The organism is Hymenobacter humi (genome assembly GCF_042665855.1).
Classification (GTDB): Bacteria; Bacteroidota; Bacteroidia; order Cytophagales; family Hymenobacteraceae; genus Hymenobacter; species Hymenobacter humi.
In genome coordinates this window covers 50,325-75,922 of the sequence record NZ_JBHTEK010000004.1, presented here as the reverse complement: position 1 = coordinate 75,922, position 25,598 = coordinate 50,325, and the positions used below count along the sequence as shown (strand labels likewise).

Genomic DNA, 25,598 nt, shown 5'->3' with positions numbered 1-25,598 from the left:
TTTGCTCGTCCTTCAAATCGAATACGTCGCCGCCAGCGTAGCGCGGGTCGTCGAGGGCGTAGGCGGCGCGCTCTTCGGCGTCGCTGCCCCCTCGGCTGCGGCAATGGCTTCGGGGTGCTGGTTTTGCTCGACGTGCCCGCGCTGCAAATTTGGGTCAGCAATAGCACCGGGTAGGCAGTATTGCTCGGTGGCTGAGGCATTTTTGCCGCGAAATTCGCTGAACTCGTCGGGGTTGTCGTTCGAGCCGTCGTTGGTCGGGGCCTGGTAGTGGCGGGGCGCGGTGGGGTCGGCGGGGTGGCCGAAGTCGCCGTAGTGCGGGGTGCCATCGTGGGCGGCCGGTTCGGCGGCGGGTTGCGCATCGGTTGGGGCGGGCTGCGGAGTGTTTTCCATGAGTATAAGCAAGTCGGGTGAAGATGGGCGAACCACCCGGTCCGCACTACGCTGCAATGGTACGTAAGCTGCTCATAAAGTGTTGCTTTCAGCGGATACAGAATAGTTATCCGGCATCACCATTTTTTATTTGCCCCCTTCAGCTGCCCCTGCACGAAGCTCAGGAACCGCTGCGCCGGCCGGGCCAGTGGCTGCCCCTGCACCGATACCGCCTCAAACTGCCGGGCCAGGTGCAGCCCGGCAATGGGCACGATTTCGAGCAGCCCGGCCGCCACTCGCGGTCCAGGGCCCGGCGCGACACGAAGCCCAGGGCGGTGGGCGCGGCTTCGAGGTAGCGCTTGATGGCTTCCGTATTGTCCAGGTAAATGGCCACGGGTAGGGCGCTGAGCTTGATGTGCTGCGCCCGCAGGGCAAATTCGAGGATTTCCAGCGTGCCCGAGCCCGCTCGCGCAGCACCAGCGGGTGGGCCAGCGCCTCGGCCAGGGGCAGCGGCGCGGCGGGCGGGCCGCCGGGCGTGGTGCGGCGCACGGCCACCAGGCTCGTCGGGCAGCAGCAGGCTCGTAGTGCAAGTCGTGGCTCTTGGTGCGGCCCTCCACGAAGCCAAGGTCCAGCTCGCTGCGCAGCAGGGCCTCGGCAATGCGCTCGGAGTTGGCGTTCAGAAACGAGAGCTGCACCTGCGGGTAGCGGGCCTGGAAGGCGGGCAGCAGCCCCGGCAGCACGTACTGGGCCAGCGTGGTGCTGGCCCCCAGGCGCAGGCGGCCGGCGGCCTCGTCGGGGTCGCGCAGGCCCAGCAGCTGGTCTTCCAGCTGCTGCTGGGCGGCGGCGGCGGCCTCGGCGTGCGTGTGCAGCAGGCGGCCGGCTTCGGTGAGGGTCACGCGGTTGCCGCGCCGCTCTAGTAGGCGCTGGCCGTACTGCGCCTCCAGCTCCCGGATATGCTTGGTGACGGCCGGCTGGCTCACGAACAGCTCCTGCCCGGCCTTGGTGAAGCTCAGGTGCCGGGCCACGGCAGCAAATACGCGCAGACGGAAATCGGACATGGCGGCAAAGTACGCAGATGTGACATTTTGATATGGACAACTAAAGGTCGCGGGCGTAGACCGCCTGATTTGGGAAAAATCAGCGGCACGCTCACAGCGCGCGGTGCTCACCGAGCGGCTGGCCACGTTGCGTGCCGGGGACACGGTGACTTTAGCCCGCCTGAACCGGCTGGGCCGCAACAGCACCCACATCATGTAGGTGGTGGCCGCTCTGCACGCCCGGCAGGTCCGCTTCGTCGCTCTGGACCTAGGCATCGATACGGCCACCCCGGCCGGGCGGTCGGTCTTGGGCCTCTTCGCCGCGCTGGCTGGGTATGGCCGCGAGAGTATCCATGAGCGGGCGACGGCGGGCATGCGACCACCCACGCAAGCAGGCCCTTGCAAACGGCTGGTGCAGAACGTAATCGTCTGTTGGAATTGCCTTTGTCCCAACCAGTAGCTGCTTCATGCCCCGGCGGCCGAGCGCTAGTCCGTGGCAGATTGATGTGCTGCCAGCTCACGGGCGAGCTGGCAGCACATCAATCTGAACGGCGAGTTCGATTTCTCGGACGACGCCCTAAAAGATTCACTCCCCTTCGATTTGGAGGCCCTTTTTGCCTTCGACTGGGAGTCTCCTGCGGCCCCGCCCGTTTAACCTTTGTACCAAACTTTTAACCAAGGCCAACTTTTTGCAATTGCAATTCCTTTTGTTCCTGGGCCGGCCGGCCCCTTGCCTTCCCCCGGAGGGGGCGCTGCCTAAGCCAGCCAGCTACGTTCTGCCGCCTCAAATTCGCGGTCGGTGCTATCCTGGCCGGGGTCGCTTAGCCACTGCATTTCGGCGGCGCGGTACTCCTGTGCGGTCTGGTCGTCGGCCTCGCGCCCAGCTTTGAGGTGGGCCAGCCGGTCAAGTACGCGCAGGTGCGCCCGCTGCGGGTCGTTGGTGTAGAGGCTGAACTGCATGGTGAGCTGGTGAACCTCGGCGGCTTCTACTTCGCTCAGGTAGGCGCTGCGGTCCTCCATCTGGCGGGAATCGACCACGTAGTAAGAGCACCCGATGAAGCGGAGCGGCCGGCCCCCTGCTGCCAACGTTCCTCGGCCAGTGCCCAAAGGGCATCAATCCGCGCCCCAACCTGGGCGGCGTGGGCCTCCGTGGTAATTTCGGCGGTGGGGTCGGTCAACTCGGCGGCCGGCTTCTCTTGGGTGGGCTCCTGCCCCTGGGCGGGCGCAACCACCGGCACGGCCGGGGCGGCGCTGGGGCTGCCCTGCACGGTCAGCGTAACCTCGTGGCCTTCCGTGGCCAGTTCGGGCGCGTGGCCCTGTACCGTCAGGGCCTCGGCAAAGCGCTCTAAGTCGCCGTGGCTGCTGTCGCTGCTCACGGTGTAGGTGCCGGCGTTCTCGCCCCAACTGGTTACCATGTTGTACCGCTGGCGGTGGTGCCAGTCGTAGAAGGAGGCGAACTGCTCGGCCAGCGTCGGGGCCTGGCGCAAGTCTAGCGAGTTGAGGAAAAAGCCATAAGCCGGCGAGTAGCTGCGGTGCTCGTGGATATACTTGGCCCCGTAGCTCAGGCGTAGCAGCTTGCCGCTGTCGTCCACTTTCGTAGCCTCGCGGTGGTACTCGTACATATCCTCGGCGCTGTTGTAGTGGCCGCTAATGAAAGGGGCATATACCTGCTCAACCTGCTTGCGGGTGGGTCCATCCTGGTAGCGGATATCTACGGCGGTGCCGTTGGCGAAGCTGTCTGAGGTTACGCTGAACTTCACGCCTGGAAAGGCTACTTTCAGGGCCTCCCGGATGAGCTGCGCGGTGCCGGCGACGGTGTAGCTGCGGCACGTAATATTGCCTTCCTGGCGCTCGTGGAAAGGAGCCCGGCCCGACTTGCGTTCCTCTACTCGGCGCTCGGCGTTCTTTCCGGCCTGGGTCAGCGCCTTGATGATTTGCGCCTCAGCGTCGGCCTCCGACTTGGCGGCGTAATGTAGTTTTGGCTTGCCCTGCTTGCCGTAGAAAACCGCATAGGTAAACTGGCCTGCCCGCTGCCGAACATAGCCCACGGCTACCGAATCGGCTACCCCTTCCACCTGGACTTGCCGGGCATTTTCGGTAAAAAACTGACGTACTTGGTCGAGGGTTTGGGCGGCGGTTTTCATAGCTAAAGCGTTGTTTTTATGCTGCTTTCTTATACTATGGGTGTTGTTAAACAAATAGGGTAAAACCTCCGAGTCCATGGCTAAAAGGGGTTCTTCTTCCCAAAGGGCGGATTTACACGCTAAGCACTTTTTAGCTTCTGGGCGTAATTGTAGACGGTGCCATAGGCCAGGCCTAACTGCTTGATGACTTGATTCATAGATAAGCCATTGCGCAGAAGCTGCGCAATGGCCTCCTGCTTAGACTGGGCCAGTGGCGGCCGGGCCACATGCTTGCCCTGGGCTTTGGCCCGGGCCATGCCGGCGCGCACGCGCTGGCTGATGAGCGTGCTCTCAAACAGGGCCAGCGAAGCCATGACGTGGAACCCCAACTCGCCCGTGGGCGTGGTGGTGTCGATATTTTCCTGGTAGGAGACGAAGTCCACCCCTAGGCTCTGGAATTCCTTCGGCGCGTTGACCAGCGCCTGGGTCGAGCGGGCAAAGCGGTCGTAGCGCCGGACCAGCACCGCGTCGAGCTACCGGTTCTTGGCCGCCGCCATCATCCGTTTGTACTGAGTTCATTCCTCGCTGGTACCCGAGGCCTAGTCCACGTATTCATCGACAACGGCAAAGCCGCGGCGCTGGGCGTACTCGCGCAGGGGCGCAGCTGCGTCTCCGGGGCCTGCCCTTTGTCGAGGGTGGAGACGCGGGCATAGAGCGCCACGCGGGTGGGCTGGTCGGTCGGGTTGGCGGGCATCGGAGGTTATCAAAAAGGAGTTCCTTGTTGATAGGCAGCACGCACCCGCTCTACAGCGTAGAATCAGTCTTTCTCAGGCAGTACTATAACCCTCTTTGATAACCGGGCTTAGCGTGTAAATCCGCCCTTTTGGCAAAAGAACCCCTTACAGAATTCTCAAGGCAGCTCAGCAACTACGTATAATAGTTACTGAGCCTAGATGAACGGCCTGCTCATGTTCTTTTCTAGCCTGGCTCGAAGCCTCAAGCCCTTCACGTTTTGCATCGTGCCGAGTTCTGCAACAGCCACTGCACCATTCGGGGCCAGGTAAACCATGATACACGAGCTCACATACTGGTTTGAAGCGGCCATGGTCTTTTTGTCCAGCCACTAGTTGCGTCCGTCCATGTTAATCCTTTCAGAGAGGCAGCACCTTTGTTATATCAATTTACCTAACCCCCACTTCCATGAAGAATGTAGGATTGCTGGTCCGGCTCGAAGCGAAGCCCGGTAAAGAGCAGGCAGTACTCGATTTTTTGACGGGCGCTCTGCCCCTGGCTCAGCAAGAGCCGGCTACCATAACCTGGTATGCTATTCAGCTGGCGCCGGCCACCTTCGGTATCTTTGATACCTTTCCGGATGAAGCAGGCCGGCAGGCGCATCTTAACGGCCCTATTGCCGCTGCGTTGATGGCCCATGCGGCCGACTTGCTGGCCGTGCCGCCTGTCATTGAACAAGTAGCTATCTTGGCTGCCAAATAATTACCAGCCCCTAAAGCGACCTATGCCTGGGCATAGGTCGCTTTAGGGGCTGGCGGGCAGTTAGTCCCGTTGGCTAGCTGCTATTCTTCTCACGCGATGGCGATTGACTGTCTCCTGCTAACTCATCCGCACACGGGTGAATTAGCGTTTCGAAGCTACTCCTTTAGCGACGACACCCCGTTTAATTACTTACAACGCAATAATTATTACTCCCTCATTCTGCTTACGCAGGGCAGCGGCGAGATACGCGCCAACTTTGCCACCTACCTGTTTGCTGGCAGTACGCTGTGTTGTTTTGGCCCTTACCAACCTTACACTATCCAAGCCAGCACCGCTGTAGCGGGCCTGGTCCTGGATTTTCATGCCGACTTTTTCTGCATCTACCGGCATCAGCAGGAGGTAGCTAGCAATGGCATCTTGTTCAACACCATTTTTGAGCCGCCCTTCTTCCCGGTTACAACAGAGGCGGTGCGTGAATTTGCCGCCCTGGCAGCTGTGATGCAAGAGGAAGTACGGCGTCAAGAGGTAGCACAACAAGAGTCCATCGTATTATATCTGAAGCTCTTTTTGCTGAAAGCTATCCGTATTCGTACTGCACAGCCCGCGTTAGGCACCGAGCAGAACCCGTCTGGCCGGGAGCCCTGGCTCCTGCAGCAACTTCAAGATGCCATTAATACGCACTACCGCCACCTGCACACGGCCGGGGAGTATGCCGACCTGTTACGAGTTCCCGCCCGAAGCCTAACGCGCCTAGTCAAGTCCCATTATCAGAAGACGCTCAGCCAACTCATCACGGAGCGAATCATTATGGAGGCCAAGCGCGAACTGTACCTAACCAGTCAATCCGTCAAGGCTATCGCCTTCGCGCTGGGCTTCGGGGATGAATACTATTTCAGCCGCTTCTTCAAGAAAAATACGGCCGTATCGCCGCAGTTTTTTCGTGAATCAGTTGGGTTCGCAAAAGCAGAAGAAAGCTAGCGCTGTTGAGCTGCTAGCGTTTGGCTGGAGAAATCGTTTTTCTCAACCAGACCGCAGGCTTTCTTCTATAGGCTGCTGGCTCCCAAAGAGACCCCATACGGCGCATAGTATATAAAAAAATTATAATTATATAGGTAATTTAGGTGGTGTTAAACAAATAGGGTAAAACCTCCGAGTCGTCCGGTTAGGGGGCGGCATTTCGGCTCGGTTACCGCTGCAGTTTGGCCAGGTAGTTTTTCAGGGAGAGGTACTTGCCGTACTTCAGGTGCACGTCCACGATGGTGGTGAGCGGTACGCCCAGCGCGTGCAGGTGCAGAATCCGCTCGCGGTCGGCGTCGTACATGGAGGGCTGCACCACACCCTTGGGCTTGCCCAGCACGATGCCCTGCTCGCGCCGCGCCCGCAAGCCTTCCTTCGTGCGCTCGGAAACGAAGTCCCGCTCCAGCTCGGCCAGCATGGCGAAAATGGTGAGCAGGATTTTGTGGGTCATGTCGCGGTGATTCTGCGGGTCCAGGTCCAGGCCCTGCTTGACCAGAATCAGCCGGCACCGCTTCTGGTGAATCAACTCTTCAATCAGGCCCAGCACTTCGCGCAGCGAGCGGCCCAGCCGGGAGAGCTCGGAGACGATGACCGTATCGCCGGCAGCAACCTTGGCCAGCAGCTCGGGCAGGCGGCGCTGCCCGGCGGTGCGGCGGGAAGACATTTCTACTTCAATCCACTCGTCGAGGGTCCAGCGGTGCTCGACCAGATAGCGGGCGATGAGGCTCTTCTGGCTCTCGGCCGATTGGGCGCTCGTGGAGACGCGGACGTAGCCAAATAGCATGGGCAAAACGGGCAGGTTAGCGATAAGGTAAATGCGCTTCGTAAAGGTACCGGTTTTCGATACCTTTACATGGACGTTAACGCTATCATTGGTGGGTAGAAATAACGGTCGTTTACACCATCGCCTTTTGGGTAGCTTATGGCCACGCACCTGCGGATTCACCTGGGCAAGGAGCGTGAGCTCTACGAGCAGCCCCGCTGGTACCAGCGGCCGAGCAGGCCCGGGTCTTTGCCGTCCCGGATTGGGCGGATGTTCACTTGGCCCGGATGCTGGCGCCGGGCAACCGCGTCGGGTTTGTCTTGCAGCTGGGCTACTTCCAGATTAGCCAGCGCTTCTACGTGGCCACCCGCTACCACGCGGCCGATGTGGCGTACGTGGCCCAGCAGCTGGGCCTGGGGCCCGCCGACTTTGACCCGCTTCGCTACGCCGATGCCCGCTATTATGCCCACCAGCAGCTCTTGTGCGAGCAACTGGGTATTGCGCGGTTCGAGGCGGCCGCGGCGGACCGGCTGTACCAGGAGGCGGTCCGCCTAAGCAGCCAGCACCTGAAGCCGGCGTCGGTCTTCGATTACCTGGTGCTGTTTCTGCACGAGCACCGGCTGGAGCTGCCCACCTACAACACGCTGGCCGACCTCATCACGCGGGCCCTGCTCGCGTTCGAGAAACGGCTGCTCCACCGCTTGCAGCAGCACCTGCAGCCCGGCGAGCAGCGCTTGCTGGACCGGCTGCTGGCCGCCGACGACCCCGACGCCCGCGAAGCGGAGGCGGACCGGCGCTACCCGCTCACCTTTCTCAAGCGCATTCGCCAGGGCCTGCGCCCCGGGGAAATCCGCGAACGGGTGACGCACTTCGCGTCCCTGCGGCGGCTCTTCGAGCAGCTGCAGCCGCTCTGGCAGCGCCTGCGCCTCTCGGACCAAGCCATCACCTACTACGCCGAGTACGTGCTGCGGGCCCAGGCCGCGCAACTCTACCGCCGCGACGAGCGGCGCTACCTCTACCTGCTCAGCTTCGTGGTGCACCAGTACTACGAACTGGGCGACGCCCTGGTCGACACGCTGCTGCACACCACGACCAGCGCCGCGAATCAATGCCGCGAGCAGGTGAAGGAGACGCTTTATCAGCAGCGCGCCGCCACGCAGCAGCTGACCAGCCAGGTCACGGGCCGGGGTTACCGACACCTGCAGGCGCTGACCCAGATTCGTGCCCTGGTCGATGCCCCCGACGTGCCGGCCGAACAGAAGCTGGCCCGTATCGACGCGCTGCTGCAGCGCCACCAGGTCACGGCCGCGCAGCTGAGCGAAGACCACCAGCAGCTGGAGCAATTACGCCAAGCCACCGAGCAGCAGGCGGGCGAGGCGCTGTTTCACGAGGCGTTGGCCGGGGCGTCGCTGCGCCTGCAAACCAAGCTCGGGGCCCTGGTCAAAGCGCTGGTCGTCGACGAAGCGACCACCCGCGCCGACCTGTGGCGGGCCGTGCACTACTACCAGCAGCACGACGGGCACCTGGGCGCGCAGGTGCCGCTGGACTTTCTCTCGCTCACGCAACGGGCCTACGTCCTCGATGCGCAAGGTCGGTTACGCACCTCCCTTTATAAAGCCCTCCTTTTTTGGAGATGGCCACGGCCATCAAGTCCGGCCAACTCAACTTTACGTGCTGTTACCAGTACCGGGCGTTTGAGCACTACCTGCTGCCGGCCGCGCAGTGGGCCAAGCAGCACGAGGCCTTGCTGGAGCAGGCGGGCCTGAGTGCCTGGCGCGACTTTGCCACGGTCCAAACGACCCTGCAGGCGCAGCTGCAGGCCCAGTTTGCCGCCACGAATGCCCACCTGAGCGGAGCCGACAACCCGCACGCGCACCGCACCCCGGCCGGGCGCTACCGCCTCACCACGCCCCGGCTGCCGGCCGAGCAGCCGCGCCTGCCGGCCCACCTGTTTCCCCGCCACCGGGTCGTGCCCCTGCGCGAGGTGCTCACCAGCGTGGCCCGGCTGACCCAATTTGACACGGCCTTCGGCTCGCTGCCCAGCAAGCACGCCCGCACCCCGCCGCCCTTGTCGCAGCTGCTGGCCGCCCTGGTGGGGCTGGGGTGCAACCTGGGCCTGCGCCGCCTGGCCCAGGTCGCACCCCAGGTGGACGAGGCCGCCCTGCAGCGCCTGGCCAGCACCCATTTCTCGCTCGACAACCTGCGCCAGGCCAACGAACTGATTCTAAACTTTACGCGCCGCCTGCGCCTGCGCGAGGCCTTTCGGCGCTCCCCGACGTGCTGCACAGCAGCAGCGACGGGCAGAAGTACGACCTGGCTGTGGACTCGCTCGCCGGCAGCGCCTCGTTCAAGTACTTCGGCAACCGCCGCGGCCTGACGGCCTACTCCTACGTGGACGAAACGCTGCTCGTCTTCGACTCGACCGTGTTCAGCGCCGCCGACCGCGAGGCCACGCACCTGCTGGAGGGGCTGCTGCGCCACGCCGTGCGGCCCACCGACGTGCACAGCACCGACACGCACGGCTACACCGAAGTCATCTTCGCCGTGACTCGCATGCTGGGCATCGCCTACGAGCCGCGCATCCGCCAGCTCACCAACCAGCAGCTCTACAGCTGGGAGCCGGTGGCCACGCACCGGCAACTGGGGCAGACCCTGCTGCCCGACGCGCGCCTCGACCCCGAGCGCATCGCCCGGCACTGGGACGAGGTCCTGCGCCTGGTCGTCACCCTGAAGCTGCGCCACAGCGAGGCCTCCCGCCTGTTCGGCCGCCTCAACTCCTACGCCCGCCAGCACCCGCTCTACCGGGCCCTGAAAGAGCTGGGCCGGCTGGTTAAAACCGAGTTCCTGCTGCGCTACGTTGACCAGGTGGAACTGCGCCAGCGCATCCAGAAGCAGCTCAACAAGGGCGAGAGCGCCCACCGGCTGGCCCACGCCGTCTGGCACGGCCGCAACCAGGAGTTTCACGCCGCCACCCGCTCCGAGCAGCTGGTGGCCGAGACCTGCAAGCGCTTGTTGATGAACGCCATCATCTGCTGGAATTACCTGCACCTCTCCCAGCACCTGGCCCGGCTGCCGCCCGAGCAGCAAGCGGCTACGCTGGCCACGCTCTCGCCCTTCGCCGTGCTCTCCTACCGCCACCTGAACCTGCACGGCGAGTACGACTTCTCCGACCACCCCCTGCTGGCCGAAGCCCCGTTTGACATGGACCTGATTGCTACCTGGCAGCCGCCAAGCAAACCGGCGTAGGGCCGAGTCGGAGGTTTTACCCTATTTGTTTAACAACACCCTACTATGTAAACGTAAATAACCCTATTAACGTTGCATATTTGTCATAATTAAATAAGATATTTTAGCGTCGTTATTGGCATGGCGCTTGATTTTTTCCCTTTTGTTCTTTTTTGGCGCTCGGGGCCGATGGCAGCAGTAATCAAGTGCGCTTGGTCAATGAGCTGGGGAGCTAGCGTTACTGCAGCTGCGAAGTGAAGCGGAGCAGCAGCAGCAACGCGCCGCGTAGGGCCTTTGCTTTTGTTCGCGGTAGGGATAGGAAGGGAGCGACCAGCGGGAGCTGTCCGCAGGACCGCAGCGAAGCGGAGCCCTGGATAGCCCGGCCACCCGCCCACCTATTTTCCAACTACTACTTTTTATCAGTTGCTCAATCGGCTTGCTGTTCTACTGGCAGCAATCCTAACTAGGAGGTTTTATAAGTCTGGCCTCGCGCTTCTTTGGACGCTGCCGCAGGGGGCTAGAGACAAATGCTCTGGGTGGTTCCGCAGTGCAGGACAGTTAGCGATTCTTGGCTTCAATGATGCTGAAGGCTCAGAAATGGAGGCTCTGAATCGAAAAAGGAGGAATTATACGTTCCTTTTCCTTGGCCCTGCGTCTCACGAAGTAGGAGGTTTTATAAGCTAAAAGACCGGAAATGTCCACCCAAGAGGTTAAGACGATGGCCAAGTAGGAGGTTTTATAAGCAAAAACCCTACCCTGACCTGCTGAGGTAATATTTGGTTAGCCCTAAGTAGGAGGTTTTATAAGTCAAAATGCCAGCACATACACGTTATGGTGCGATTGGTCGTCGGCTGGGAGGAGCTTATCTTTGGGCAAGTCCGGGCGGGAGGGCTTTACATTATTAGTAAAGTAGTAATAAATAGCAAAAAAGTGCAATCCCGGTTTGTGCTATTATAGGCCTCTCTTTTTTGTTGTTTTGTCGTCCGAGAGGCCCCGTTTTATACCTAAAAGCTTTTTTAGCGAAGCCATCACCAAGTTTGTGGTATTTAAAGTATTTAACAGTATTTGTAGGCTGCTGTAACTACTTGTGAAACAGTGTTTTAATTGGAACAAAAAGGAGGTTTTATAAGCTAAGTAGGAGGTTTTATAAGTCTAACAGGAGGTTTTATAAGCTAAGTAGGAGGTTTTATAAGCTGAGCAAGGAGGTTTTATAAGCTAAGTAGGAGAAGTTTCCACCTCCCTCCTACTTGGGTTTTTTGACGTATGTTTGGGACGTCGAACCTTCCCACCCTGCCATGTCTGCCGCTGCTGCTGAAACTGTTGCCTCCGTTCAGGTGCGGCAACACAATGCCATTACCAACGCACGCTACGAAATGAGCGCGTGCGAGATGGACATTGTCTTTGCCTTACTATCCAAGCTAAGCAGCCACGACAAGCCCGGTACAATGTATCTGGTACGGGTCCGGGAGCTAGAGCTGTTGACAGGCCGCCAGTGGAACTACAAGCAACTGCTGGATTCCACGGAACAGCTAAACAGCCGTATCTACCACATCGAGGATAAGGCCAAAGTGCTACAAATAAGTCTGCTGGCCTCGGCCGAATACTTAAAAGGCAAGGGCGTTATCGAGTTGGAAATCTCGGAGAAGATGCGCCCCTACCTCATCGACTTAAAAAGCAACTTCACCAGCTACCACCTGCAAGCGGCGCTCAGCCTGACGAGCAAGTTTGCGAAGCGCATCTACCAACTCGTTTCGCAATGGAAAGACGTAGGCCACACAAAAACCTACACCCTGGATGAGTTCAAGTACATGCTCAACCTGAAAGACCCAAAAGGAAAAGAGCCGGAGCAATATGTAGCGATTGCTAACTTTCAGCGCGACGTGCTCAAGGTGGCCATGAATCAAATCAATGAGCACACCGACTTACGGGTCAGCTACGAGTTATTGAAATCGAGCCGCGCCTATGACCGGATTAAGTTTTACGTCAACGCGCAGGAGCCGAAGCAACTACTGATACCCTTTGAGTTGCCGGCCGATGATGCCAAAGCCCAAATGGCCAGTAAGCATTTAGGGTCGTTGGGGATTGTTGAGCCCAAATTGGTGCAGGAGATTTTGCAAAGCCCAAAGCTGACGGAGGCACTATTTGGATTCATTTATAAACTGAAAACGGATAAGATTAAAGCCGATAAGAATCCTGGTGGCCTATTCTTGAAAATGAACGGCCTACGCTGACTTCCACTCTACCCGCTTTCTTCCATTCTATGACAAAAATATATACTCGCGGCTTTGCTGGGCGCTACTTGCTGCGCACCAGCGACCAACTCACTTTATCCACTTGGATGTTGAAACTTCAGGTTGATAAATCCAGTTTAGAGTGTAGATTGCATCAAATTCAAATCTTATGAAAGCCCCACTCTCTGCGGATATCGCCAGCGTACTGCAAGACCCGCGTTCGGCTTACGAGTTGGTGTCAGCCGTGCTAAAGGAGCGTTCCTCACGGGGGAAACGCGTGATTGAAGTACGAAAAGGTGATGTCGTAAAACGATACAAATCGGTCACTTCTATTTATCGCCGAGGCGCATAGCGCCCGCTAACGTACCCGGTGAATTTTCTATTTACAACGGTCCTGGTGCTCCTGCTGGTAGCGCCAGGACTTCTTATTTTTCGGACTTACTACGCAGGGCGGTTTTCCATCCGATATAGTAATCTGACCATTACGGACCAAGTGTTTCGGTCCATTGTACCGGGGCTGTTGCTGCAACTAGTAGCGTTCTGGCTCATTGGGCTTTGTAGCTCACGCTACGTGCGGCTGGATGTACTGGGCAGCATGCTGTTAGGAGCGAAAGAAGACCGGACCATCCGAGAGGGGTTTGACTTATTGCGACAGCAATTGGGGCCTATTCTGGCGTATTATCTGGGGCTGCTGACCGCCGGGGCGCTAGCTGGGTGGGGAGTACGGTCGCTGGTGCGCTGGCTTAAGCTGGACCGGCGGTATTCGTGGTTGCGCTACGACAATCAGTGGCATTACTTGCTGACAGGCGAAATCTTAGAGACGCCGGATTTACAACCTACCATCGGCTTGCCAGACGCCAGCCTAATTGACTTTGTGTTTGTGGATGTACTGATGAAGCTGGAGAAAAGCAACATGCTTTACTCGGGCATCTTAGTGGACTATGAGTTAGCTGCTGATGGTGGACTACGTACCATCTACATACGCGAAGCACGCCGGAAGATTCTCAGCAACGGTGCGCCCGAGGAGCAGAAACCAACATCTGATGCAACAGAGGAAGTAGGCGGACTAGACGCGACTAGTGAGGCAACGATGCCGCTGACAGATGAGCAAGTGGAGGGCAAATACTATGACGTGTTGGGTGACCTAATGGTGATACCCTACGCTCAGACCCTTAACCTGAATCTGACCTACTACATCGACGAGGACGATTTGGAAGAGAGCGGGGCCTCGATGACTAGTTCGCCACAAGAATATACTGTTACAGCCCCTCCTTCCGACATGAACGAGCCTGTTGCGGATGACTCCAAATCTGCTTAGATAGTTGGCCACACGTTTGGCCTTGGTTAGAGTGAAAGCGCCCCGGCCAGCTGACCGAGGCGCTTTCGTTTGATGCTCAGGTGGGCGGGGCTACTTGCCCTGGGGCTGGGCCTGCTTCCTGCCTAGCATCACGCTGCCCAACATCGGGGCCAGCTCGGTAGTGCAGCTGAACAACCCCAAGTCTACCATCGTGGGCTTGGGGCCATAGATGCGCTGCATTTCCTTGAATAGCTTCCCGGCCTGCTTCGGGTCAGCATCCAGCCAGTGCGCCACGTCGGCCACGGTTACGAGCTGACCAGCCAACAGAAATTCCATGTTCGGGCTCAGCTCCGCGAAAGGTGCCGGCGCGGGCTGCGGCCGTAGGCTCAGGTAAACCGTTCCCTCGTGCTCCGGGTGCGGGTCGGTGGTTACCCACGTATCCGCGGCCTCGGTGCCGTAGTCCTTCACCCTGGCGGCGGTGTAGGTGCCGGTAGCCGTGTTGCCCGCCTGGCGGCTGGCCTCGGCCACGAGCCTGCGGGCTGGTCAGGAAGTCATAGCCGGCCGGGAACTGATACGGCAAGCGGTGCTGGCAGCTCAGGCGCAACTCGCCTAGCAGATTGCGGCAAGCGCCGCCCATCCAAACCGCCTGTACCTGGCCGTTAATGCTGGTAAACTCCCGGATGGGCGCGGCTGTGTCAGCGTTGCGGGTGCTCATGTGGACATAAGCGCCGACGCGAAATCCCTTCGCTGCGGCCTTAGCCGTGATTTCCTGGGGGTGGGGTAAGCCATAACAAAAGGGGAAAAAAGGGAGATATTTTTACAATTGCAAAACGATGGGCTACGCGGCCAGCTCTGCTGGCGCGGCCGTAGTGTTGGCCTCGCTCATGGGGTGGTGGGTGCCTTTCGCGCCTTCGTAGAAGTAGTGCCACTGCGTCTTGCCGTAGTTCAGGCGGTCCTTGTACAAAGCCAGTCCGCTAATCGTGTGGGTCGTGTGGGGGCTGAAAAATGCACCTGGTGGCCCACTAGAAACTTGGGGGCCGGGTGCTGCTTGCCGGTGCCGGTGCTCACGTAAGCGAGTTGGCCAACGATGCTGCCAAAGGCCTGCCCGCGCCAACGCAACTCGTCCACCGGGCCGGCCTCGGCCCGCTGCTTCAGGTATTCGACTTCGGCGGTCTGGGCGCGCAGGCCGATGGTGGCCGCAAGCAAAGCAATGGCCTGCTCGGCGGTGTCGGCAAAATATATGCGGTCGCCCTCCCCTGGTAGCAGGACCTCGAACTTGCCGCTTAGTACCTGCTGGGTGTTCGGATTGACGTAATTAAAGCCTTGGTGCGTGGGCTCAGAAAGTAGCTCGTACTGGCCCGCGTCGTCGCTGTGGCGGTCGTTTACTTTGATGGCGTAGTGGTAGCCGTTCCAATAAATGGCGGTCACCAGTCCCTGCACGTCGCGGTAACGAGTGCTGCGGACGGTGGCCCCAATGGCAATGCGGCCGGCGTGGGTTTCGATGGCGGGGAGGTTCGGTAACATAAGCTTTTGCAATTGTAAAAAGTGGGGGATAGGCTGCCTGCTGGTGGTGGGCCTGGTGCTCCTGCACCTGGGGCCGGGGCTGCTCGAAGCGTAGGGCGGCGCGGATAGCTTCGGGGAAGTTGGCCGCTGCTCCGGTTCGGATGCTGGCGGCGGGGCCTCGGCCCTGTCGCATTTTCCACGCCCACCGGCTGCCCTGCCGGTGGACGTGGACGCTGAAAACCGGGAGCATCAGTTAGTCGCGCTGCTCGTCGGCCGGGTGCTCCGGGTACTCGGTACTGTCCTGGTTGTCGTCGCCCTCCTGGGGCGGGTACTCAGGAATCCAATCGCCGTGCTCAGCCGGAGCGGGCTCTTGGCCGTTGGGGGTGAAATCGAAAACGTACTGCTCCTGCACCTGGGCCAGCGTTAGCGGGGTCAGCCGGGGGTAATTCGGGCCGTAGTGAAAGCGGGGCTCGGTTTCCACGTAATACTGCCCGCTGGACTGCTGCCAAAGAGTAACGCGGCCGTTGCACTCGCCTTCCTCAGCCGTGACCCTGCGGCCCGAAATGTAGGCGTAGCTGTCAAGCGGAATCTGGCCTAAATCAAGCTCTAGGCGCTCCCAAGGGCACTCCCCGCTGCCGTAGGCTTCTTCCTCGAACGCTACCCACGTCCGCCACTCGTTTTTCTCCACGATGCGGCCCCGGTACTGTGCGCCCTGCTCCTTCATGGCCTCGGCAAGTGCGCTCAGCGTGTCGTACTGGTCGTAGGTGTAGGGCACTGCGGCGGGGATGCGGTACGGGCCGGGGAACTGCTCGGTCAGGTAGTCCACCTGGTTTTCAGTGCCGGCGCGAAGGGCGAAAATCTGCGGCCCCTTGCGCTCGTGGCTTTCCTCGTGAACCTCTAAATAGTGGTGCTCGGGAAGGTCTTGCCAGTTGGCCGGGTCGGCCAGGCGGGCCGCGTCCTGGCGGTCCGTGCCGGTGAAGTGTTCCACGTCATAGAAACCGTAATAATCAGCCAGCCCGCCGTACACAACGGTAATGCGGCCGGTTCCTAGGTTGCGGTAGTAAAGCGGGGCCGGAATTACCCGGTACTCCTGCGAGATGATTTCTACCACTTCGGGCACCTGGGCGGGCGCGGCGGGGCCGGGCGTGTAGGGCTCCAACTCCCGGCCGAAAAAATGGCCTAGCGTTACGCCGTGCTTCGCTAGATGCTCGGGCATCTTATCTGGCTGGCAAAGTAACCCCAAATAACCGTCAGCGTGAAAATAGGCGCGCACGGTGGCCGGGCCAAAGCTGTTCATGTAGATATGAACTCGGGCACCGATGGCGGGCACCTCGCCGCTGCCGGACCATATGAGGCCAGCAGGCAAACCGGCGCGGGTGGGGTAGCCTATCCACTTTGGGCACTGCTCGGGGTCACCTGCCCAATCGAGGGGGCTAATTTGGGGCTGCTGGGGGGCGGGGGCTGGGGTTATCATATCGAAGGGGAAAAGGGAGTAGTGAGAAGTTGAGCCGGGGGCTAAGCGGCAAGGGCCAACTGGCTGCCGAATACCACTCCGGCGCGGGGGCTGCTGCGCTTCCGGCGGCTGGCACCTTTGGCGTGGTGGGTGGTTTCGGTTACCAGACCTAGAAAACCGGCTGCGTGGGTGTAGCCTTTCACCTCGGCTCGCTCGGGGTGTCCGTCGCGGTTCACCGTTACCGTGGCACCTACAGCGGGCACCGGCTGCTGGGCCGACCAATGCAAGCCACCGGGGAGCATCGTTAAGCGGGGCGCGGCCTCGAACTCGGGCACCGGGTTGGTCAGCTGCTCGGCTGCGTCCTGGCGGGCTTGGCGCTGGGCTTCGCGGGTAGCGCGGGCGGCTTCCACTTTCAGGGTCAGGGCAGCATGGGCGGCGGCACTCATGCGACGGGCGGGGCGAAGGACTTGGGCGGTTTTCATTAGATAAAAGCTGCTGAGGTGAGGCAAAAAGAAGGTTAGAACCAAGGGTTAGCTTCCCAAGCTGCCACGTCGGCGGCACTGGCTGGGGTGGGGGTTTCTGCTGCGTCGGCCGGGTCGTAACGGTCAGCGGCTACTTCTCCGGGGGCTAAGTCAAAAGCTTCGTCAAACATGGCTAAAGGGCTGTTTCTTTGTTCGTTGCTTATACATATTAAACGCACAAGCGCCTATTAAGGTTGCATATTTATCACAATTAAGTAAGATATTTTGTCTTTATTTTCTGGCATGGCCTTTGATTTTTTCCCTCTTGTTCTCTTTGTTGGCTGGGGCACTAAAAAGCCCCTCCTGGGCTGGGAGAGGCGTTTTTCATTTTGTCGCGGCCCTGGGCCGGCCGGATGGTTGCCGGCCGGCCCGCTGGCCCCTCCCCTACTCGCTCTCGGCCTCGCTGGCTTCGTAGCTGGGTACAATCCCTAGAATGTGGTTGAGGGCCTTCTGTGCCTGGCTGGCGGCCGATATTATCAGCGTCTTATCGTTACGCAGGGCCTGTAACCAGCTTTCTATATAAGCGGCCGTGTTGTTCTCGGTCACGCTCAGGTCGAGGCCGGCCGTGTTGCTCAGGAAAGCGGCCCCCAACTCGGCTACCAGTTCTTCCTTGGCATAGGTCGCGCTACCAAAGAAGCCTTCTCGGTCAGCGTGGCCCGGTCTAGGCGCTTCGCGTGGCCGGTGCTGTGTACCAACTCGTGAAAGGTGGTCAGGTAAAAATCTTCGGCCGTGTGAAACGTGCTAGCCTCGGGCATGGTCACGCTGTCGGTGCTCGTGCGGTAAAAGGCTTCGCTGCCTTTGTAGGTAATGTTGGGGCCACCCACGTAACCGGCAATAATCTGCTCGGCTGCCTGCTGGGGCGTGTGCTCCCGGCTGGGCAGCTCGGGAAACTTCCACGTAATGCCGTCAATCTGCGCCACGTTGAACACGGTAGAATATTGGAGGAAGGCCACCTTCTTTTCCTTGCCCTGCGCGTCCTCCTTCTTGCTCACTTTCCAGAATACGACGGGCATCCCTTTCTCGCCCCGGCGCACCTGGCCCCCTAGTTCCTGGGCCTGCTTATAGGTCAGGTAATAGGCCTGCTCATAGTCGAGCATGCCTAGCAAAAGGGCATTAACGCCGGTATAAACGTGCTTGCTGCGATAGTTGCGGGGGCACCACTGGCTGCGTTCCAAGGCTTTTTCCACGGCGTAACCCCGTTTTCGAGGGCCATGATGATGCGGTTCGTAATGATTTCTTGAACGTCGGTGCGGGGGCGAAGGTGGTTGCAGCTTTCATATCGAAGGGGCTAATTGGTGAGGGTTGCGGGTTAGTATTGGTACTCAGGATGGGCCGGGGGCCTGGCTGTTCGTGTTCGGCTTTCAGCTTGGCATCTTCCCATGCCTGGCTTTCGGCGATGGCTAGGGCCTTCCACTTCACCAGCCGGGCCGCGTCGGTGCTGGTGCTAATCAGGGCCTCGGCCTTCTCGCGGCGCTCTTTGGTGAAAGCCGGGTGGTTCAGGACTTGCCGTAGGTTGCGGCGGGCCGATGATACCATGAGCATTTGGCCGGAAGTAAGAGTGAGCGCGGCGCTGGTCGTTTTCATGACTAAAAACCTGTTTCTTTGCTTGTTACTTATACTTATTAAACGCAAAACTCTGTATTAACGTTGCATATTTATCATTATTAAATATGATATTTTATCTTTATTTTCTGGCATGAGCTTTGATTTTTTCCCTTTTGTTCTCTTTGCTGGCTGCCTTAATTCTTGCAATTGCAAACAGGCCGTACCTGGCCAGTACCAGGCAACTAATCATCCCGCTCTGTGCCCACGTCGAGGGGCAAAAGCAAGCCTGCAGTTGTGGAGCTTAGCGGAACAGCAGCAGGCGTGCGCGGCGCTGGGCTTCTGCTTTTGTTCGCGGTAGGGATGGGAAGGGAGCGACCAGCGGGAGCTGTCCACAGGACCGCAGCGAAGCGGAGCCCTGGACAGCCCGGCCACCCGCCCAAATCCTACACCTGGCTGATTTGCCACCTGCACCCGCTGAAATCTGTCATGTTCGCAACCCGTTGTGGCAAGTAGGTTTCGCAATTGTAAAATGCCCCGCCCCACTGTCTTGCATCTGGAGAAAAAAAGACCTCACCGAGATGGTGAGGCCTTTTTCATGGGAACAATAGCTCAATAGTAAAGCCGTGGGCCTCGGTTAGAGGTTGGGGAGTTAGGGGTCCTCTCAGGAAACGGAAAAAATCGCACGTAAAGGCGTAGAAAGGGCCGTAGCGGGTAAAACTTGCCGCGTGCACGCTTGGTGCGCCAGGTATAGTCGCCCGTGAGGTTGATATGCTCCCAGCCCAGCGGCGACCATCGGGGCAGCAAGGCCTCGTTTATATGCTGGCCGTGGGCGCAGCCGGGGCTTGCCGCAGCCACGCTTGCCAGGGCACCATTCCCGGAAACCGCACTTACAGGAGTTGCACAACAAACCCGAGGCGGTTAGCCGCCCTGCGATGCTGCCGGGTAAGCGACAGGTCTGCTTCGCTAAAAGAATAGTGCAGCAGCAACTCGGTGGGCGTAGCGGGCAAAGCCAGCAGGACTTCGCGGTCGACTACGGAGAGCGTTGAACGACGGGGCATAGGCGGAAGTTCGTCCGTTTAAAAAGCCCTTGCTAAGAAGACAGGGGCGTGTTTTGTGCCAGTCGCGGAGTAGGTTTTTGCCTCAAGGAAGCACGATGCAAACGGCCGCGCCTACGGCCCCGTTCGAATACAGTGGGGTTATCATGGCCCGCTCGTTCAGGCCGCGCAGCAGCAGCCGGTGCACCAGCGGGTAGGCCCAATAGGCCAGGCTCGGTGGATACTATGCCCACCCCGGCCCCGGCCAGCACGTCGGACAGCCAGTGCTTGTTGCCCAGCACCCGAATGGCAGCCGTGGCCGTGGCCACGGAGTAGCCGCCCACGCTGTACCAGCCGCTGCGCCCGCCGTACTCGCGGTGCATAAACGTGGCCGCCGCGAAGGCCGCGCTGGTGTGCTGGCTCGGGAAAGAGCTGTAATCTTGGTTGCCGTAGGGCCGCTCCACCTGCGCCAGGTTCTTGAGGTTGCTGGTGAGCGTGTTGTTGATAGTGTAGGCCAGAAAGAAAATCACGGCCTGATTCACGGTGCTGTGCACACCTTTTACGCCGGCTAGGCTCAAGCCCAGCGTGGCCACGGCCGGCACGTGGCGCAGTTGGTCGTCGAGCGAGGTTTCGAACCGGGGGAAGTGCGCCCGCACGGCCCGCTGCACGGCCTCGTCGGTTTCCAATACATCCACGCCTTCGGTGCTCAGCACGGCCACGCCCAGCAGGGCTATGGGCAGCGCCAGCTGCCGCAGCGTCGGGCGGTACGGATTTACTGGTCGGTACGTGGCGGGAATAGAATCCGACGGCACCATTGGCAGAGGCAGCGCCTGGGCCCAGCCTTTACCCGTTAACGAGAGGGCAACCAACCATAAACCGGCGGAAAAGCGGGAAGGCAACGTTATCATGTGGCGAAGCGGCAAGTGGTAGTCAGGAAGGTTGGCGGTGGGCCTGGTGTCGGTGCCTAACCGGGCTCCATAACGACCGCAGGACGGGTAAAAACAGCACGTACACGCTCGTCACCCATCCCAGGGAGGCTATCCAGCCGGACAGCACGTCGCTGGGGTAGTGGACCCCCAGGTACACCCGGGAAAAGCCTACGCCCAGCACAAAGAGCCCGCCCAGTACCCATGCCGGCCAGCGCCACTTCGAGTGCGCCAGCAGCAGCCCCAGGGTGAGGGCCAGCGCGGCCGTGCCCATGGCATGGCCGCTGGGAAAGCTCGACGAGGATTCCGGGGCCAGCGACACCCAGAGCGCCGGCCGGGCCCGCCCGAGCAGCACCTTGGCCAGCAGGTTAATACCCATGGCACCGCCCACAGCCACCCCAAAAACAAGGCCTGGCGCCGCTGCTTTCGCCACAGCAGCCCGGCGGCAATCAGCCCGCTGGCCAGGGCCATCCAGAGCGGCCCGCCGGCCCGGGTCAGCAGCAGATTTACGGTGTCCATGGCGGGGGAAGCGTGGGCGTGTACCAGGCGCAGGGCTTGCTGGTCGCCGTAAAAGCCTTCCTGCTCCTGAATTTCCGAGCCCACTTTCAGGAAGATGGCCCAGGGCAGCGCCACTCCGAGCAGCAGCAGCCACCCCAAGCGCCGGTAGGGGGCTGAACAGGTGCCCAAAACCGGGTAGTTGCGAATTGCTCATTGCGGGCTTAATCAGTGTGTAGCCAACCCTACCTGGGGCCGACGCCCAAGGTTACGTCAGCATTCTGAGCAAAGATTGAGCATGCTTCGCCCCGGTCCGGAGGGTCCTCCCCGCTTTTGGTGGCCTTTAAGGCCAAGCATGGCAGACAACTTCATGCTCCGAACTAACTCAAAATTGGCCCGTAGCCTTGCGGCTCCAAACGCCTTTGCCCTCCCATGCTCAAACCCCTCTTTGCGGCCCTGCTGCTCACCGGCTGCGGAAATGCGCCCGCGTCTTCCGACCCCGCCCGGCCGCTGACCACCTCGCCATCGGATGCCGCGGGTAGCCACGCGACCAGCGCCTACAACTTCACCCGGCCCACCGTGACGTACGCCGTGCCGCCGGCGCTGCAGGAGCTGTCCGGGCAAACCCTGGTGGGCGACGGGCAGCTGGCCTGCATCGAGGACGAAACCGGCGACCTACTCTTCTACAACCTGCGCACCCAGCGCCTCGACAGCACCGTGCAGTTTGGGCCCAAGGGCGACTACGAGGACGTGGCGCGGGTGCCCGGCGGCTACCTCGTCCTGCGCAGCGACGGCACCTTGTTCAAGCGCAGCGGCCGGGTGACTTCGACCTACGCCACCGGCCTGAGCGCCGCCAACGAGCCCGAAGGCCTTACCTACGACGCGGCCAGCCAGACCCTGCTCGTGGCCTGCAAGGGCGAGCCGGGCGCGGGCCTGCCCGGCACCCAGCGGGCCGTTTATCGCCTCAACCCCACCACTTACCACATCGAGCCGAAGCCTGCCTACGTGCTCGACATCGAGGCCATCCTCACGCGCTCGCCCGACGCGGCCCGAAAGGGCAAGGCCGCTAAAAAGACCGGTCAGCTCAGCCAGTTCGCGCCTTCCGCCGTGGCCGTGCACCCGCGCACCCACCACGTGTTCGTGCTCTCGGCCCGGGGCAACGACCTGGTGGAGCTGGACGCGCAGGGCCGTCTCATCGCCGCCCAAACCCTGGACCCGAACCTGTTTCCGCAGCCCGAGGGCCTGGCCTTCGCGCCCAACGGCGACCTGTTCGTGTCGAGCGAGGCGGGCAGCAAAAAAGGTCAGGGCCGCCTGTACCGCTTTTCCGAAATCAACCCCCAACCTTAACCCCTTGCCCTCATGTGGTGGATATATGCACTTCTTTCGGCCGTGTTCGCGGCCCTCACGGCCGTACTGGCCAAAATTGGCATAAAGGGTGTCGACTCCAACCTGGCCACGGCCATCCGCACCGTGGTCATTTTGGTGCTGGCCTGGGGCATCGTGTACTTCCGGGGCGGGCTGGAGCACATCGGGGACCTTACCCGCACCAACTGGATTTTTATCGGGCTGTCCGGCCTGGCCACGGGCTTGTCCTGGATATTCTACTTCCGGGCCCTGCAGCTAGGCAAGGTGTCACAGGTGGCCCCGGTCGATAAGCTCAGCGTGGCCATTGCCATCGTGCTCTCGGTGGTGTTTCTGGGCGAAAAGCTTACCTGGCACACCGGCCTGGGCGCGGCCATGATTATCGGCGGCACGCTGGTGCTGATTTTTAAGCCTTATCCACCAAGCTGTTTCCGTTATGCGTTTTAGCCTCTTCAAATCCCTGGGCCTGAGCTTGCTGCTGGCGGCCCCCGTTACTTCTGCGCTGGCGCAACAGGTGCCCAAGCCGGCGGCCGACACCCTCCACAAGTACGAGCGCCCCGCCACCGGCCCGGGGGCGGTGGAGAAGAAAAGCTTTTTCCAGAGCAAGGGGTTTCGGGCCAGCGTCGTGCCGGCGGTGCTCATTGGCTACGGCACAGCACCATCCACGGCCACGGCTTCTACAGCAGCTACGACGCCAAGAGCGACATCAACCACCTCTTCGGCCCCGGCCGCCACACCCACGTGGACGATTTCCTGCAATTCGCCCCCTACCTGGAGTTGGGCGGCGTGCTGCTGGCGGGCGTGAAGAGCCGCAACGACCGGGTGAACCTGGGCCTCGTCATCCTGAAAAGTGAGCTGATTATGGTGACCAGCGTCTACATCGTCAAGTACGCCACCAACATCGACCGGCCCGACGGCACGCCCACGGCCTTCCCCTCGGGCCACACGGCGCAGGCGTTTCTGGCCGCCAGCATCCTGCACACCGAGCTGCGCGACAAAAGCCAGTGGTACGGCATCGGGGCCTACACCATCGCCACCGGCGTGGCCGCGCTGCGCATGATAAACGACAAGCATTGGGAGTCCGACGTGGTGGCCGGGGCCGGCTTCGGCATCCTCTCGGCCCACCTGGGCTACCTCACCCACCGCTACCGCTGGGGCCACAAGCCCAACGAGACAGCGGCACTGCGCGTAACGCCCCTTTACTACGCCGGAGCCACGGGCCTTTCATTGAACTGGCAGCTCCGCTAGGCCCATCGAAAACTCCCTTTAACTCAATGCTGCCATGAAGAAGATTGCCGAAGTAACCCTGCTGTTCTGGGTGATGAAAATCTGCGCCACCACGCTGGGCGAAACGGCCGGCGACCTGCTGGCTCAAACCCTGCACGTGGGCTACGGCACCACTCGCTTATCCTCATTGGCATTTTTCTGGTCCTGCTGGTGGCGCAGCTCGCCGTGAACCGCTACATTCCGGTGCTGTACTGGGCCGTGATTCTGGCCACCAGCACGGCCGGCACCACCATGTCCGATTACATGGACCGCACCCTGGGCCTGGGCTACGCCACGGGCGCGCTCATCCTGGTCAGCATCCTGGCCGTGGTGCTGGGCTTGTGGCGGCTCAGCGAAAAGTCGCTTTCGGTGTCTGACATTACCACGAGGCGCGGGGAGCTGTTCTACTGGACGGCCATCCTGTTTTCCAACACCCTGGGCACGGCCCTGGGCGACTTTCTGGCCGATGATTCCGGGCTGGGCTTTGGCGGCGGAGCACTGCTCATTGGCTCCTTGCTGGCAGTTGTGGTAGTGGCCTACTACTTCACCAGTATCTCGCGGGTGCTGCTGTTCTGGGTGGCCTTCGTGCTCACGCGGCCCTTCGGCGCCACCTTTGGCGACTTGCTGACCAAATCGCCGGCCGACCACGGCCTGGGCTTCGGTACGCGCGGCTCGTCGCTGATTTTGTTCGGCCTGCTGCTGGGGCTGATTCTCTATACCTCGGTGCGTCCGCCCCTGTCCCCGTCTGCCCTTGAGAGCGGCAGCGCGGGCGGGAGGGGTGGGCGCTAGCTGCCGCGCTTTTCAAGCTGGCATTTCTTTCCTGCTACCCTCACTCCATGAAAAACCTGCTGTTTATCGCGCCGCTGGCCTGTCTGCTGGTGGGTGGCCCGGCCCGAGCCCAAACGCCGCGCGTAGGCGCGGTGGTCCCGGCCCCCTACCGCTTGCTGCGTACCATCCCCATCGGCGGAGAAGGCGGCTGGGACTTTCTGCAAGTCGACCCCGCCGGCACCCGGCTTTACATCTCCCATGATGCGCAGGTGGAGGTCGTGGACTTAAAAACCCACCGGCTTATCGGCCATATCCTCAACACCCCCGGAGCGCATTGCATTGAGGTAGTACCGGCCGCCGGCCGCGGCTACATCAGTTGCGGGCGCAGTAACACGTGCGTGGTCTTCGACCTAAGGACGTTGAGAACCATTGCCACCGTGCCCACCGGCACTAAGCCCGACCCCTGCTCTACGATGCCTTCACCAAGCGCCTGTTTGTGTTCAGCAGCGACGGCGGCACCAGCACCGTACTCGATGCGGCCACCAGCAAGGTAGTGGGGGAGCTCCAGCCTGGGCGGCGAGGGCGAGGTAGCCACCACCGACGGCAAAGGCCACATCTTTGCCAACATCGAGGACAAAAGCGAACTGGTGCAGCTCGACGCCCGCACCCTGGCCGTGCAGCATCGCTACCCCCTGGCTCCCGGCCAGGGGCCCACCGGCCTGGCCTACGACCCCAAAACCAACCGCTTGTTCAGCGGCTGCGCCAACGAGAAGCTGATTGTGACGGACAGCAAGACGGGGCGGCAAGTGGCCGTGCTGCCCATCGGGGCCGGGGTCGACGGCGCGACGTTCGACCCCGTTACCAACAACATCATCACGGCCAACGGGCGGGCAGGCACGTTCACCGTCATCCACCAAGCCTCGCCGACCAGCTATTCGGTCGTGTCCAACGTGCCCACCCAGCGCGGGGCGCGCACGCTAACGCAGGACCCCAAGACGCATCATCTTTTCACCTGCACGGCCGAATTTGGCCCCGCGCCGGCCCCTACTGCGGAGAATCCTCGGCCCTGGCCCAGCATTGTGCCCGGCACGCTCCGCGTGCTGGAATACGGGCGCTAGCCGTGCCTCCGCTCCATCAGCAAAAGAGCCAAGTGAGAAATCCTCACTTGG

Annotated in this window: 31 protein-coding genes and 4 pseudogenes; 17 read left to right on the top strand and 18 right to left on the bottom strand. The window is 60.8% G+C overall.

The window, feature by feature from the left end; translation table 11 throughout:
• Positions 1-12 precede the first annotated feature (12 nt).
• Together ACFQT0_RS28250 and ACFQT0_RS28245 are read right to left on the bottom strand one after the other, a co-directional pair.
• Positions 13-390, bottom strand: coding sequence for a hypothetical protein (locus tag ACFQT0_RS28250; RefSeq protein ID WP_380206603.1), 378 nt, complete (start codon positions 388-390; stop codon positions 13-15).
• Positions 391-506: 116 nt separating this feature from the next.
• The gene (locus tag ACFQT0_RS28245) at positions 507-1,427 is read right to left on the bottom strand and encodes a LysR family transcriptional regulator (protein WP_380206601.1); all 921 of its coding nucleotides are present in this window, start codon (positions 1,425-1,427) and stop codon (positions 507-509) included.
• 64 nt (positions 1,428-1,491) lie between these two features.
• On the opposite strand from ACFQT0_RS28245, the pseudogene ACFQT0_RS28240 reads away from it, so the two are divergent.
• Positions 1,492-1,866 (top strand): annotated as a pseudogene (locus ACFQT0_RS28240) (recombinase family protein).
• Positions 1,867-2,162: 296 nt separating this feature from the next.
• Here the strand turns inward: ACFQT0_RS28240 and ACFQT0_RS28235 are convergent.
• From ACFQT0_RS28235 to ACFQT0_RS28220, 4 genes are all read right to left on the bottom strand, one after another.
• The gene (locus ACFQT0_RS28235) at positions 2,163-2,444 is read right to left on the bottom strand and encodes a hypothetical protein (protein ID WP_380206599.1); all 282 of its coding nucleotides are present in this window, start codon (positions 2,442-2,444) and stop codon (positions 2,163-2,165) included.
• Positions 2,402-3,550 (bottom strand): LPD29 domain-containing protein, encoded by a 1,149-nt coding sequence (locus ACFQT0_RS28230; RefSeq protein WP_380206597.1) that lies wholly within the window; start codon positions 3,548-3,550, stop codon positions 2,402-2,404. The genes ACFQT0_RS28235 and ACFQT0_RS28230 overlap by 43 nt, the downstream gene beginning before the upstream one ends.
• A gap of 119 nt (positions 3,551-3,669) precedes the next feature.
• Positions 3,670-4,053: a recombinase family protein gene (locus ACFQT0_RS28225; RefSeq protein WP_380206595.1), complete on the bottom strand. Its 384-nt coding sequence runs from the start codon at positions 4,051-4,053 to the stop codon at positions 3,670-3,672.
• A 32-nt stretch (positions 4,054-4,085) separates the two neighbouring features.
• A complete protein-coding gene (locus ACFQT0_RS28220; RefSeq protein ID WP_380206593.1) occupies positions 4,086-4,283 on the bottom strand; it encodes a hypothetical protein in 198 nt (65 codons plus the stop codon).
• Positions 4,284-4,729: 446 nt separating this feature from the next.
• Between ACFQT0_RS28220 and ACFQT0_RS28215 the strand changes: the two genes are divergently transcribed.
• Together ACFQT0_RS28215 and ACFQT0_RS28210 are read left to right on the top strand one after the other, a co-directional pair.
• On the top strand, positions 4,730-5,023 hold the full coding sequence (locus ACFQT0_RS28215; RefSeq protein ID WP_019949546.1) for a putative quinol monooxygenase: 294 nt from the start codon (positions 4,730-4,732) through the stop codon (positions 5,021-5,023).
• Between the two features lie 96 nt (positions 5,024-5,119).
• On the top strand, positions 5,120-6,001 hold the full coding sequence (locus ACFQT0_RS28210) for a helix-turn-helix domain-containing protein (protein ID WP_140467141.1): 882 nt from the start codon (positions 5,120-5,122) through the stop codon (positions 5,999-6,001).
• A 208-nt stretch (positions 6,002-6,209) separates the two neighbouring features.
• Here the strand turns inward: ACFQT0_RS28210 and ACFQT0_RS28205 are convergent, their stop codons facing one another.
• Entirely contained in the window at positions 6,210-6,824 is a 615-nt protein-coding gene (locus ACFQT0_RS28205) for a recombinase family protein (protein WP_019949548.1), read from the bottom strand.
• Positions 6,825-7,021: 197 nt separating this feature from the next.
• Here ACFQT0_RS28205 and ACFQT0_RS28200 point away from each other — a divergent pair.
• The 5 genes and pseudogenes from ACFQT0_RS28200 to ACFQT0_RS28180 form a co-directional block, all read left to right on the top strand.
• Positions 7,022-7,459, top strand: a pseudogene (locus ACFQT0_RS28200) (DUF4158 domain-containing protein); the annotation flags it as partial.
• 977 nt (positions 7,460-8,436) lie between these two features.
• Complete coding sequence (locus ACFQT0_RS28195; protein WP_380206591.1) at positions 8,437-9,180, top strand: Tn3 family transposase; 744 nt, start codon at positions 8,437-8,439, stop codon at positions 9,178-9,180.
• On the top strand, positions 9,081-10,049 hold the full coding sequence (locus ACFQT0_RS28190) for a Tn3 family transposase (RefSeq protein ID WP_380206589.1): 969 nt from the start codon (positions 9,081-9,083) through the stop codon (positions 10,047-10,049). Before ACFQT0_RS28195 ends, ACFQT0_RS28190 begins: the two co-directional genes overlap by 100 nt.
• Before the next feature lie 1,274 nt (positions 10,050-11,323).
• Positions 11,324-12,259: a replication initiation protein gene (locus ACFQT0_RS28185; protein WP_380206587.1), complete on the top strand. Its 936-nt coding sequence runs from the start codon at positions 11,324-11,326 to the stop codon at positions 12,257-12,259.
• A gap of 397 nt (positions 12,260-12,656) precedes the next feature.
• The gene (locus tag ACFQT0_RS28180) at positions 12,657-13,577 is read left to right on the top strand and encodes a hypothetical protein (RefSeq protein ID WP_380206586.1); all 921 of its coding nucleotides are present in this window, start codon (positions 12,657-12,659) and stop codon (positions 13,575-13,577) included.
• Between the two features lie 90 nt (positions 13,578-13,667).
• Here the strand turns inward: ACFQT0_RS28180 and ACFQT0_RS28175 are convergent, their stop codons facing one another.
• From ACFQT0_RS28175 to ACFQT0_RS28120, 11 genes and pseudogenes are all read right to left on the bottom strand, one after another.
• Positions 13,668-14,084: a hypothetical protein gene (locus ACFQT0_RS28175; RefSeq protein WP_380206584.1), complete on the bottom strand. Its 417-nt coding sequence runs from the start codon at positions 14,082-14,084 to the stop codon at positions 13,668-13,670.
• 310 nt (positions 14,085-14,394) lie between these two features.
• Positions 14,395-14,520 carry a hypothetical protein gene (locus ACFQT0_RS28170; protein WP_380206582.1) on the bottom strand — a complete coding sequence of 42 codons (126 nt, stop codon included), beginning with the start codon at positions 14,518-14,520 and terminating at the stop codon, positions 14,395-14,397.
• On the bottom strand, positions 14,502-15,080 hold the full coding sequence (locus ACFQT0_RS28165; RefSeq protein ID WP_380206581.1) for a hypothetical protein: 579 nt from the start codon (positions 15,078-15,080) through the stop codon (positions 14,502-14,504). The genes ACFQT0_RS28170 and ACFQT0_RS28165 overlap by 19 nt, the downstream gene beginning before the upstream one ends.
• Positions 15,081-15,312: 232 nt before the next feature.
• Positions 15,313-16,533, bottom strand: coding sequence for a hypothetical protein (locus tag ACFQT0_RS28160; RefSeq protein WP_380206579.1), 1,221 nt, complete (start codon positions 16,531-16,533; stop codon positions 15,313-15,315).
• A 41-nt stretch (positions 16,534-16,574) separates the two neighbouring features.
• Positions 16,575-16,994, bottom strand: a complete 420-nt coding sequence (locus ACFQT0_RS28155) for a hypothetical protein (RefSeq protein ID WP_380206578.1) — start codon at positions 16,992-16,994, stop codon at positions 16,575-16,577.
• A 423-nt stretch (positions 16,995-17,417) separates the two neighbouring features.
• Entirely contained in the window at positions 17,418-17,624 is a 207-nt protein-coding gene (locus tag ACFQT0_RS28150) for a zincin-like metallopeptidase domain-containing protein (protein WP_380206576.1), read from the bottom strand.
• 5 nt (positions 17,625-17,629) lie between these two features.
• Positions 17,630-17,953 carry a zincin-like metallopeptidase domain-containing protein gene (locus tag ACFQT0_RS28145; protein ID WP_380206740.1) on the bottom strand — a complete coding sequence of 108 codons (324 nt, stop codon included), beginning with the start codon at positions 17,951-17,953 and terminating at the stop codon, positions 17,630-17,632.
• 63 nt (positions 17,954-18,016) lie between these two features.
• Positions 18,017-18,246 (bottom strand): annotated as a pseudogene (locus ACFQT0_RS28140) (ArdC-like ssDNA-binding domain-containing protein); the annotation flags it as partial.
• Between the two features lie 1,222 nt (positions 18,247-19,468).
• Positions 19,469-19,636: pseudogene (locus ACFQT0_RS28130) on the bottom strand (DUF4158 domain-containing protein); the annotation flags it as partial.
• A gap of 32 nt (positions 19,637-19,668) precedes the next feature.
• Positions 19,669-20,427, bottom strand: coding sequence for a phosphatase PAP2 family protein (locus ACFQT0_RS28125; protein ID WP_380206574.1), 759 nt, complete (start codon positions 20,425-20,427; stop codon positions 19,669-19,671).
• 115 nt (positions 20,428-20,542) lie between these two features.
• Entirely contained in the window at positions 20,543-20,935 is a 393-nt protein-coding gene (locus tag ACFQT0_RS28120) for a phosphatase PAP2 family protein (protein ID WP_380206572.1), read from the bottom strand.
• Positions 20,936-21,069: 134 nt separating this feature from the next.
• On the opposite strand from ACFQT0_RS28120, the gene ACFQT0_RS28115 reads away from it, so the two are divergent.
• The 9 genes from ACFQT0_RS28115 to ACFQT0_RS28075 all read left to right on the top strand — a co-directional run bounded on the left by ACFQT0_RS28115 (position 21,070) and on the right by ACFQT0_RS28075 (position 25,547).
• Entirely contained in the window at positions 21,070-21,213 is a 144-nt protein-coding gene (locus ACFQT0_RS28115; protein WP_380206570.1) for a hypothetical protein, read from the top strand.
• Between the two features lie 252 nt (positions 21,214-21,465).
• Positions 21,466-22,380, top strand: a complete 915-nt coding sequence (locus tag ACFQT0_RS28110; protein ID WP_380206568.1) for an SdiA-regulated domain-containing protein — start codon at positions 21,466-21,468, stop codon at positions 22,378-22,380.
• Positions 22,381-22,392: 12 nt separating this feature from the next.
• Positions 22,393-22,842: an EamA family transporter gene (locus ACFQT0_RS28105; RefSeq protein WP_380206566.1), complete on the top strand. Its 450-nt coding sequence runs from the start codon at positions 22,393-22,395 to the stop codon at positions 22,840-22,842.
• On the top strand, positions 22,832-23,200 hold the full coding sequence (locus ACFQT0_RS28100) for a hypothetical protein (protein WP_380206564.1): 369 nt from the start codon (positions 22,832-22,834) through the stop codon (positions 23,198-23,200). The genes ACFQT0_RS28105 and ACFQT0_RS28100 overlap by 11 nt, the downstream gene beginning before the upstream one ends.
• Entirely contained in the window at positions 23,137-23,643 is a 507-nt protein-coding gene (locus ACFQT0_RS28095) for a phosphatase PAP2 family protein (RefSeq protein WP_380206562.1), read from the top strand. The genes ACFQT0_RS28100 and ACFQT0_RS28095 overlap by 64 nt, the downstream gene beginning before the upstream one ends.
• Positions 23,644-23,677: 34 nt before the next feature.
• The gene (locus ACFQT0_RS28090) at positions 23,678-23,851 is read left to right on the top strand and encodes a hypothetical protein (protein ID WP_380206560.1); all 174 of its coding nucleotides are present in this window, start codon (positions 23,678-23,680) and stop codon (positions 23,849-23,851) included.
• A complete protein-coding gene (locus tag ACFQT0_RS28085) occupies positions 23,833-24,450 on the top strand; it encodes a COG4705 family protein (RefSeq protein WP_380206558.1) in 618 nt (205 codons plus the stop codon). The genes ACFQT0_RS28090 and ACFQT0_RS28085 overlap by 19 nt, the downstream gene beginning before the upstream one ends.
• A gap of 47 nt (positions 24,451-24,497) precedes the next feature.
• Positions 24,498-24,983 carry a YncE family protein gene (locus tag ACFQT0_RS28080; RefSeq protein ID WP_380206557.1) on the top strand — a complete coding sequence of 162 codons (486 nt, stop codon included), beginning with the start codon at positions 24,498-24,500 and terminating at the stop codon, positions 24,981-24,983.
• A 93-nt stretch (positions 24,984-25,076) separates the two neighbouring features.
• Positions 25,077-25,547: a YncE family protein gene (locus ACFQT0_RS28075; protein WP_380206555.1), complete on the top strand. Its 471-nt coding sequence runs from the start codon at positions 25,077-25,079 to the stop codon at positions 25,545-25,547.
• Positions 25,548-25,598: the final 51 nt, after the last annotated feature.